9 protein-coding genes are annotated in these 10,130 nt (G+C 72.6%); 7 read left to right on the top strand and 2 right to left on the bottom strand.

Translation table 11 applies throughout. The features are described from left to right. From ND748_RS17235 to ND748_RS17225, 3 genes are all read left to right on the top strand, one after another. A partial coding sequence (locus ND748_RS17235; protein ID WP_251746823.1) for a thioesterase domain-containing protein occupies positions 1-912 on the top strand: 912 nt, incomplete at its 5' end. Between the two features lie 149 nt (positions 913-1,061). Then, positions 1,062-2,243 (top strand): macrolide family glycosyltransferase, encoded by a 1,182-nt coding sequence (locus ND748_RS17230; RefSeq protein ID WP_251746822.1) that lies wholly within the window; start codon positions 1,062-1,064, stop codon positions 2,241-2,243. 227 nt (positions 2,244-2,470) lie between these two features. After that, positions 2,471-3,652 (top strand): macrolide family glycosyltransferase, encoded by a 1,182-nt coding sequence (locus ND748_RS17225; RefSeq protein WP_251746821.1) that lies wholly within the window; start codon positions 2,471-2,473, stop codon positions 3,650-3,652. Between the two features lie 9 nt (positions 3,653-3,661). Here the strand turns inward: ND748_RS17225 and ND748_RS17220 are convergent, their stop codons facing one another. Further along, positions 3,662-3,988 carry an FKBP-type peptidyl-prolyl cis-trans isomerase gene (locus ND748_RS17220; protein ID WP_251746820.1) on the bottom strand — a complete coding sequence of 109 codons (327 nt, stop codon included), beginning with the start codon at positions 3,986-3,988 and terminating at the stop codon, positions 3,662-3,664. A gap of 76 nt (positions 3,989-4,064) precedes the next feature. Here ND748_RS17220 and ND748_RS17215 point away from each other — a divergent pair, with 76 nt between their 5' ends. Together ND748_RS17215 and ND748_RS17210 are read left to right on the top strand one after the other, a co-directional pair. Further along, positions 4,065-4,772 (top strand): HAD family hydrolase, encoded by a 708-nt coding sequence (locus ND748_RS17215; protein WP_251746819.1) that lies wholly within the window; start codon positions 4,065-4,067, stop codon positions 4,770-4,772. 333 nt (positions 4,773-5,105) lie between these two features. Further along, positions 5,106-6,095 (top strand): ferritin-like protein, encoded by a 990-nt coding sequence (locus tag ND748_RS17210; protein ID WP_251746818.1) that lies wholly within the window; start codon positions 5,106-5,108, stop codon positions 6,093-6,095. Between the two features lie 105 nt (positions 6,096-6,200). Here ND748_RS17210 and ND748_RS17205 read toward each other — a convergent pair whose 3' ends face one another. Continuing rightward, complete coding sequence (locus ND748_RS17205; RefSeq protein WP_285902265.1) at positions 6,201-7,472, bottom strand: MFS transporter; 1,272 nt, start codon at positions 7,470-7,472, stop codon at positions 6,201-6,203. 74 nt (positions 7,473-7,546) lie between these two features. Between ND748_RS17205 and ND748_RS17200 the strand changes: the two genes are divergently transcribed. After that, positions 7,547-8,434, top strand: coding sequence for a LysR family transcriptional regulator (locus ND748_RS17200; protein ID WP_251746816.1), 888 nt, complete (start codon positions 7,547-7,549; stop codon positions 8,432-8,434). A gap of 166 nt (positions 8,435-8,600) precedes the next feature. Continuing rightward, on the top strand, positions 8,601-10,130 hold a 1,530-nt coding region (locus ND748_RS17195), incomplete at its 3' end, for a cryptochrome/photolyase family protein (protein WP_251746815.1).

Below are 10,130 nucleotides of genomic sequence, written 5' to 3'. Positions count from 1 at the left end.
GGCGGACTCGACGCCGCCGCGGCCGCCGCCGCGGCGGGACTGTTCACCGGCCAGTCCGCCGCCACCGACAGCACCGGCGGCGTGCGTGACCTGTACCGGCGGGCCTGCTCGATCGGGAAGTTCAAGGAAGGCGTGGACCTCATCCGGACGGCGGCGAAGCTGCGACCGTTGTTCACCGCGAGCGAGGAGTTCACCGGCCGAACCCAGCCCATTCAGCTTGCCGCCGGGCCGGCCAGCCCCGTGCTGGTCGGCGTGCCGTCGATGGTCGCCCCGTCCGGGCCGCACAACTTCGCCCGGCTGGCCCTGCACCTGCACGGCAGGCGCGCGGTCCACGGGCTGAGCCTGCCCGGTTTCGGCGAGGGCGACATGATGCCGGCCAGCGCGGAGGTCACCATCGACCTGATGGCCGACATCGTCACCCGCAACTTCACCGACGCCCCCTTCGCGCTGGCCGGCTACTCCGCCGGGGGCTGGCTGGCCCATGCCATCGCCACCCGCATCGAGGAACGCGGCGGCCGGGCGGCGGCCGTCATCCTGCTCGACACCTGGTTCCCCGGCGACCGCATCCCCGAGAACGAGGTCAACGAGGAACTACGCGGTATCGCCGTCAACAACCAGGCCTATGCCCTGATCACCGAGGCCCAGGTCACCGCCCAGGGCGGCTACCTGGACCTGTTCGACGGCTGGCGGCCCAGCGAGATCGAGACGCCGATCGTGCTGGTCCGCGCCATGGAACGGCCGCCCCAGCAGCCCGAGAACGGCGACGACCCGGACGCCCCCGACAACGAGGAATGGAAGCTCTCCCACGACACCGTCGAGGTCCACGGCGACCACCAGACGATGATGAACGAACACGCCGAGTCCACCGCAGCGGCGATCCACCACTGGCTGCTGGGCCTCGACCGGCGCTGACGCCCGCCCCTGCGGCCCGACCCGACCGCCGCGCCCTCGACCGCCACGCCCTCGGCCAGCGCGCCCCCGACCAGCGCGCCCCCGACCAGCGCGCTCGGCGCGACCCGCTCAGCCCAACGCCATTGACCGCCGACCGACGGTAGGACACGATGCGCACCCCGCGACACATCGCCATGATCGGCTGCACCACGCCCAGCCACGTCTACCCCTCGCTCGGCGTCATCGCCGAGCTGGTCCGCCGCGGTCACCGGGTCAGCTATGCCATCGGTGACCGCCTCGCCGGCCTGATCACGCCCACCGGCGCCGAACCGGTCACCTTCACCTCGACGTTGCCGGCCGAGGACGGCGACTGGCCGGACAACCCGGCCGCCGAACTCGCCACCCAGATGTTCCTGACCGAGGGGATCGCCACCCTCCCGCTGCTCGCCGAGCACTACCGCGACGACCGCCCGGACCTGTTGATCCACGACATCGGCGCGCAGGCCGCGCGGGTGCTCGGGGCGAACTGGGACGTTCCCGCGGTGCTGCTCTCGCCGACGTGGGTGGCCTGGGCCGGGTTCGAGCAGCAGCACGGCGCGGGACTGGAGGCGATGCGCACCTCCGTGCCCGGCAAGGAGTACCACGAGGCGTGCACCGCCTGGCTGGCGGCGAACGGCATCGATCGGGACGCCTGGGACTGGATGGGTGAGCAACAGCCCATCATCTCGCTGATCCCGCCGGTGCTGCAGCCCCTTTTCGACCAGGTCCGGCCGGGGGTGCAGTTCGTCGGCCCGTGCCTGGACCCGGCCCGGCTCGCCGAACAGACCTGGACTGCGCCGGACGACGGCCGCCGCGTGCTGCTCGTCTCGCTCGGCACCCTGTTCAACGATCGGCCGGACATCCTGCGGGCCGCCGCCGAGGCGTTCGCCGACACCGACTGGCAGGTGGTCATGGCGATCGGGCAGCGGGTCGACCCGGCCTGCCTCGGCCCGCTGCCGGCCAACGTCGAGGCGCACCGCAGCGTTCCCCAGCTCGCCGTACTCGCGGCGGCGTCGGCGTTCATCACCCACGCCGGGATGGGTAGCTGCGTCGAGGCGCTCTACTTCGGCGTGCCGACCGTGGCGATCCCGCTCGCCGCCGAGCAGTTCGGCAACGCCGCGATCCTCACCGCCCTCGGCGTCGGTCAGCTCCTGCCCGCCGAGCAGGTGCGCCCGGCGCTGCTGCGCGGCGCGGTCGAGGCCGTCGCCTCCTCGCCGGCCATCGCCGGGCGGCTGGCCACCATCCGTGCGACCGTGCGCGCGCACGGCGGCGTCGCAGCTGCCGCCGACGCGATCGAATCGCACCTGCCCTGACCGACCGGCGGTCGGCACCGCGGGCTGCGCGGCGTCGCGCCTGCCCCCCCGTACCGGGCGCCTCTTCCGGGTCGGCGGGCAACCTGCGGGCCGGCGCGGACGACAACGGAGTGGACGCGCCCGACCTGGTGGAGCGCTGCCGCCGGCACGGACGCAGCCGGCGGCGACGCGTCCCGCCTCGAGGAGGTCACCGGCGATCACCAGACGATGCCGAACGGCAGGACACGATGAGCACTGCGCGCCACATCGCCATGATCGGTTGCACCACGCCGAGCCACGTCTACCCCTCGCTCGGCGTCATCGCCGAACTGGTCCGCCGCGGCCACCGGGTCAGCTACGCCATCGGCGACCGGCTCGCCGGGCTGGTGGAGCCCACCGGCGCGCGGCCCGTCACCCACCCCTCGACGCTGCCCACCGAGGACGGCGACTGGCCGGACAACCCGGCCGCCGAACTCGCCACCCGGATGTTCCTGACCGAGGGGATCACCACCCTCCCCCCGCTCGCCCGCCGTTTCGACGACGACCGGCCGGATCTGCTGATCCACGACGTCGCCGCGCAGGCGGGACCCGTGCTCGCCGCCCGGTGGGATGTCCCCGCGGTGCTGCTGTCCCCGACCTGGGTGCCGTGGGACGGCTTCGAGCAGGACAACTCCGAGGCCCTGGCGGCGCTCCGCACCTCGGTGCCGGGCAAGGAGTATCACGCGGCGTTCGGCGCCTGGCTGCGCGACAACGACTTGGACCGCGATCCCTGGGAGTGGCTGGGCGCCGAGCGGCCCACCGTGTCGCTGATCCCCCCGGTGCTGCAGCCGCACCTCAACCGGGTCCGGCCGGGCGTGCGGTTCGTCGGCCCGTGCCTGGACCCCGTGCGCCTGGCCGAGCGGACCTGGACGGCGCCGCCGGACGCTGGACGGGTGCTGCTGGTGTCCCTGGGCACCGTCTACAACGACCGCCCGGACATCTACCGGGCGGCCGCCGAGGCCTTCGCCGGCACCGACTGGCACGTGGTCATGGCGCTCGGCCGCCGCGTGGACCCCGCCGCGCTCGGCCCGCTGCCCGCCAACGTCGAGGCGCACCGCAGCGTTCCCCAGCTCGCCGTACTCGCGGCGGCGTCGGCGTTCGTCACCCACGCCGGGATGGGTAGCTGCGTGGAGGCGCTGTGGTTCGGCGTGCCGACGGTCGCGATCCCGCTGGCCGCCGAGCAGTTCGGCAACGCCGCGATCCTCGCCGCCCTCGGCGTCGGCGAGCAGCTCGCCGCCGACCGGATCAGCCCGCCGCTCCTGCGCGCCGCCGTCGAGTCCGCCGCCTCCCGCGCCGAGATCGCCGAGCGGCTGGCCGGGGTCGCGTCCGCGCTGCGCGCCCACGGCGGGGTCGAGGCCGCCGCCGACGCGGTCGAGTCGTTCCTGCCCTGACGGGCCCGGTCAGCCGATCGCGAGCAGTTCCACCTCGAACAGGAGGGTGGAGTGGGGCGGGATGACCGGCGGGAAGCCGCTGGAGCCGTACCCGTAGTCGGCGGTCACGGTGAGCACCGCCTTCTCCCCGATGGAGAGCTGGGGAATCCCCTCGTCCCACCCCTTGATGACCCTGCCGACGCCGATCTCGGTGATGAACGGCTGCCCCCGGTCACGCGACGAGTCGAACTGCTTGCCGTCGACCAGGGTGCCGACGTAGTGCACCGTCACGGTGTCCCCCGCCTTCGGGAAGGTCTTGCCGTCCCCCGCCACCACGGTCTCTTTCGATACGCCCATGAGTCCAGTATGTCAGCCGCACCACCGCCGCCCCGACCGGCCGCGGTGCGGTTCGGCGGTGTGAGATCGTGCGCGGATGCCCGCCGAACCCGCCCTGATCCTGTGGGACGTCGACCACACGCTCGTGTCGTTCCCGGGGCTCGGCCGCGAGCTGCACGCCCAGGCCTTCCAGGCGGTGACCGGCCGGCCCGCCGCGCTCGTCGCCGACCTCGCCGGGCGCACCGACCGGGCGATCGTCCTCGACACCCTGCGGCTGAACGGGATCGACCAGCCCGAGTCGCTCCTGGCGGCGTTCTACGCGGCGCTGCCGGCCGCGGCCGTCGCACTCGACGATCGGATGCGCCGTACCAGCCTCGTCCTGCCCGGCGCCCGAGCGGCCGTCGAGGGTCTGGCCCGCGACGGCGTCGTGCAGTCGGTGGTCACCGGGAACCTGCCGTCCATCGCCTGGCGCAAACTCGACTGCTGCGGGCTGACCGACCTGCTCGACCTGACCGTCGGCGGCTACGGCGACGACGACACCGACCGGGCCACGCTGGTCGCCCTCGCCGTCCGGCGAGCCGAAGCCGCCCACCGGGTGACCTTCGCCCCCACCCACGTGGTCGTCATCGGCGACACGGCGCATGACGTCCGCGGCGCGCGGGATGCCGGAGTACGGGCGGTCGGGGTCGCCACCGGCGCGACCACCGCGCAAAGCCTCACGGCCGCCGGCGCGGACGCGGTCCTGCCCGACCTGACGGACCTGGCCGCCCTGCACGCGGCCGTCTACGGCGACACCGTCACCTGACAATCCCGGCCCTCCGGCGCCGCCCCCGGCGCCGGCCCCGACCGCCGGCCCCGTGTCGTGTCGGTAATCCTGGTCGCCGCACTCGATGCGCGCGGAGTGCCCCCCGCTGGAATGCCGCCGATTACGTCAACGCACTCCGGACTCGCACTTCAGAATGCTTGACATGAGAATACCCGACATGGACAATTCTCCGGACCTATCGTTTCACCTACCCATCACCTCGGTACGAGGCCGCCTGGACACCTTCCGCCGTCGTCGACCGGCCCCACACCGCGGGCATCGCGCCAGGCCCGAGCATGGTCGCGATGATCACCAAATCCAGAGGGGATTTTCGTGTCACGTCGAAGGACGATTCGCGAGACCGTCGAGAACGGCGTCAACGATCTCGCCGAGCTACAGGCCTCCCTGCTTACCGCCATCCAGTTGGAGTTCTCGACGATTCCGCCGTATCTGTGCGCCCAGTGGTCGGTCACGAGTGCCGACCCAAGCGGCGTCGCGGGCCTGATCGAGAAGGTGGCGACTCAGGAAATGCTACATTTTGGCCTGTCCTGCAACATGTACACCGCTACCGGAGCATCACTCAGGGGCGAGATCGCCACGCCGAACTTCGCCCCCGTCTATCCCGTTACGGGACTGCCCGGCGGCGTCCATCCCGAGCTGGTTGTCGCGCTGGCACCGCTGAGCGAGCAGGCACTGCAGACGTTCCTGGCCATCGAGTACCCGGAGGCGGGTCCCGTCGTGCCGGCACCGGATCTGCCGCCGCCGCCTCCCCCGCCGGTCGGGCCGACGATCGGACAGTTCTATGATGCGATCGCCGCCGGCTTCAAGGCCGTGTTCCCCGACGGCTCGCTGCCGACGTACCCGGCGCCCAACCAGGTCACCGCCACCAGAATTGGCGACGACACCCTGTTCGCGGTCAACACGGTCGCGGACGCCCTGACGGCCATCGACGAGATCACCGCACAGGGTGAGGGAACCAGCGCATCGCCCGACGAAGGCACGTTCGAGCCCGGCACACTCGCGCACTACTACACGTTCGCGGAGATCTACTACGGTAGGACCCTAGTATCGTCGGGCGACACTTTCGAATATGCGGGCACTCCCATCGAGATGCCCGCGGTCCACAATTTCTCGGCACAACCGTCGGCTGGCCCCGACCAGCAGACCTTCATCACGACGTTCACGACGCTGATGACCAATCTGGAAAAATGCTGGCGGAATGAATACCTCATCGAAACCGCCATCTCCGACATGTTCATCCTGAGTAAGACGGGCGTTCTTCTGATCGAGGCCGGGATCACCCCTCAGTTCACCATCACGTGACTGTCCGGCGTGGTCGGGCTCGCGCTGGCGCCGGCGCAGTCATGTCGGTCCGATCGCGTGCCGCGACCCACGCGCGAGCCAGCTGACGGACTCACCGTCGGCGGGTCACCTCGCGGGCGAGGTCCGGCGGCCACGGAGGGCGTCCCAGGCGGCGAGGGTGACGGCGGCGAGGCCGAAGACGGCGCCGGTGACGCTGACGGCGGTCCAGCCGCCGTGGCTGTAGGCGGCGCCGGCGGCGATCGAGCCGGCGAGGCCGCCGGCGAAGTAGATCGCCATGTAGGCGGAGGTGAGCCGGCTGCGGGCCGCCGGGTCCAGCCGGTAGATCTCGCTCTGGTTGGCGATGTGCAGGCCCTGCGCGGCGAGGTCGAGGACGAGGATGCCGACGATCAGGGCGGCGAGCGAGTGCCCGCCGAGGCCCAGCGGGAGCCAGGCGGCCAGCAGCAGCGCGGCCGTGCCCACGGTCACCGCCCCCGTACGTCCGCGGTCGGCGGCCCGGCCGACAAACGACGCGGCCAGCACCCCCATCAGGCCCAGCAGGCCGAACAGGCCGATGACCCCGGTGGAGTAGCGGTAGGGCGCCGCGGACAGCAGGAACGCCAGCGGCGTCCACAGCGCGCTGAACGCCCCGAACGACGCCGCCCCGTAGGCCGCGCGCAGCCGCAGCACCGGCTCGTCACGCAGCAGCCGGACCACCGAAGCGATCAACGCCCGGTAGCCGAGCCGCGGCGCCGTGCTGCGCGGCTCGGTCGGTAGCCGGGCGGCGAGCACGGCGCACAGCATGAGCTGGGCGGCCCCGGCGACCCAGAACGGGGTGCGCCAGCCACCGAGATCGGCCAGGTAGCCGGCGACGGTGCGGGCCAGCAGGATGCCCAGCAGCAGGCCGCTCATCACCGTCCCGACGACCTTGCCGCGCTCGGCATCGCCGGCCAGCGTCGCGGCGAAGGCGACGCCGACCTGCGCGGTCACGGACAGAGCGCCGACCGCGACTCCGGCCACCATCAGCTGGGTGGCCGAGGTGGCGGTGGCGAGCACGAACAGGCCCACCGCCTGGGCGGCGACCAGCGCGGGGATCAGCCGGCGGCGGGCCACGAGATCGCCCACCGGAACCAGCAGGCACAGCGCCACCAGGTAGCCGGCCTGGGTCACCGACACGAGCAGACCCGCCGAGCCGGTGGACAGGCCCAGCGCTGCCCGAATCTCGCCGAGCAGGGGCTGGGCGTAGTACATCGCCGCCACGCACATGCCGGTGCTCACCGCGAGCAGGCCGACCAGCCCGCGGCCGAGGCCCGCCGACGGGACCGTGCCCGCTGGGGACGCCGGGGACGCCGGGGACGCGCTGCCGGAGGGTTGATGCGTCGTCACGCCGCCGTCGATCATGCATCCAGCGTGCCGCGTCCCAGCTAACCTGTCCAACAGAACAATCAGCTTCTCTTCATCTGTCAGGGAGATGTATGGAGCTCCGCCAGCTCGAGCATTTCGTGGCCGCCGCCGAGGAGCTGCACTTCACCCGGGCCGCGCAGCGGGTGAACATCGTCCAGTCGGGGCTGTCGTCATCCATTGGCGCCCTGGAACGCGAGCTGGGGGCGAAGCTGTTCGTGCGCAGCACCCGCGCGGTGCGGCTGACCCAGGAGGGCGAGGTCCTGCTCACGCAGGCGCGCCGGATCCTCTCCGCCGCCGACGCGGCGCGCTCGGCGGTCGCCGGAGTGACCGGCGGCATGGGTGGCCGGCTGACCATCGGGATCATGCAGTGTTTCCGGCGCGGCCTGACCGAGGCGCTCGCTGCGTTTCACGCCGAGCATCCGCGGGTCGAGCTGCGGCTCGTGCAGGCGCCCAGCGCAGAACTGCTCGACCGGGTTGCGGCCGGCGCGCTCGACCTCGCGTTCGCCTGCGCGCGGACGGCCCCGGTCGGCGTCCACCTGACCCCGCTGGACGACCGGCCGATGGTGTTCGCCTGCCACCGCGGGCACCGGCTGGCGGACCGGGCGGCGGTGTCGCTGCGGGAGACCGTCGAGGAGGACTTCGTGGACTATCCGCCCGGCTGGGGGTCGCGCACGGTCCTCGACGCCGTGCTGGTCGAACACGAGTTGCGCCGCCGGCTGGCCTGCGAGGTCGGCGACAGCGACACACTGCTCGACCTCGTCGCGCACGGGCTGGGCGTCGCCGTCCTGCCGCCGAGCCTGGCCACCCGCCACCACCGCAACCTGCGACTGATCCCGCTCGCCCCGCCGATCCCCACGTTTCCGACGGCGATCGTGACCCCGGTCGGTGCCACCTCGACGGCGGCCCGCATCCTGCTCGACACCGTCCTCGCCCGCCAACCCGCGCCGCCCACCCGGTAGCCGCGACCGGGCGTGGCTCAGGCGAAGCCGTCCCCGTACCAGGTAGTCATGATCATTAATGTCGGTCACGTTTCGTCAACACCGTTGATTATCTTGCATGACGATGGATGGCGACGCTGCGCACGATCGAGTTGGCCGGTCGCGGCGGGTGTGTCACCGTCGGACGATGCGCCGCTGGCTGTTCGCCGACCAGCTCGGACCGCACTTCCTCGACGATCCCGATCAGCCGGTCCTGCTCGTCGAGTCGACCCGGGTGCTGGCCCGGCGGCGCTTCCACCGGCAGAAGGCGCACCTGCTGCTCTGCGCCCTGCGTCATCGGGCGCGCGAGCTGGGCGAACGCTGCGACCACCGGATCAGCGCGACCTACGGGGAGGCCATCGCCGACTACGGCGAGCCCCTGGAGGTGCCCGACCCGACCTCCTGGCCGGCGCGACGCTTCGTCACGGGCCTGCCCGGGGTGACGGTCGTGCCCTCGGCGTACACCGCGACGAGCCGGGACGACTTCGCCACCTGGGCCGACGGCAGCACCGGCCACGGCGACGGTGACGGCCGCGGCCACGACGACAGCCACGGCGACGGCCGTGGGGAGGGTCGTCACGGCAACGGTTCCCAGGGCGGGACGGGCCGTCGTCGACGGCTGCTCATGGAGGACTTCTACCGCTGGCAGCGGCACCGGTTCGGCGTGCTCATGGACGGCGACTCCCCCGCCGGCGGCCGGTGGAACTTCGACCACGACAACCGCCACCCCCCGCCCCGGCTCCCCCGCCTCGACCTGGCCGAGCCGTGGTCGCCGGCGGAGACCGAGGTCGACGCCGAGGTCCGGGAGCATCTCGACCGGCTCGAACGCGACGGTCACGCCCGCTTCCGTGGCGTCGACGGCCCGCGCCGGTTCGCCGCGACCCGGTCCGAGGCGGGCCAGGCGCTGGACTGGTTCGTCCGTCACCGCCTCGCCGACTTCGGCCCCTACGAGGACGCGATGCTCGCCGGGGACTGGGCGATGGCCCATTCCACCCTCTCACCGGCGCTCAACCTGGGCCTGCTGCACCCGCTGGAGGCCGTCGCCGCGGCCGAGGAGGCCTACCGGCGCGGCGAGGCGCCGATCGCCAGCGTCGAGGGGTTCGTCCGCCAGGTCCTCGGCTGGCGCGAGTACGTCTGGGGGATCTACTGGTGGGCCGGCGAGGACTACGCCGACCGTAACGCGCTCGGCGCGCGGACCCCGCTGCCCGGCTGGTTCGACGACCTGGACGCGGACGCGGTCGGCGCCGCATGCCTGTCCGACGTGCTCGCCGGGGTCCGCGACCGCGGCTGGGTCCACCACATCCCCCGGCTGATGGTGCTGGGCAACTGGGCGCTGCAACGCGGCTACGACCCGCGGGCGCTCACCGACTTCTTCCACGAGAGCTTCGTCGACGGCTACGCCTGGGTGATGGCGCCCAACGTCGTCGGGATGAGCCAGTACGCCGACGGCGGCCTGATGGCGACGAAGCCGTACGCCGCCGGCGGCGCCTACATCAACCGGATGAGCGACTACTGCGGCGACTGCCGGTACCACCCGGCCCACCGCCTCGGCGACGACGCCTGCCCGTTCACCGCCGGCTACTGGGCCTTCCTCGACCGCAACGCCGACGCCCTGGCCGCCAACCCCCGCCTGGGCCGTCCGCTCGCGGGCCTCGCCCGCCTCGCCGACCGCGACGCG

The organism is Frankia sp. AiPs1 (assembly GCF_023716945.1).
GTDB lineage: Bacteria > Actinomycetota > Actinomycetes > Frankiales > Frankiaceae > Frankia.
This window is presented reverse-complemented; position numbering and strand designations above follow the sequence as displayed.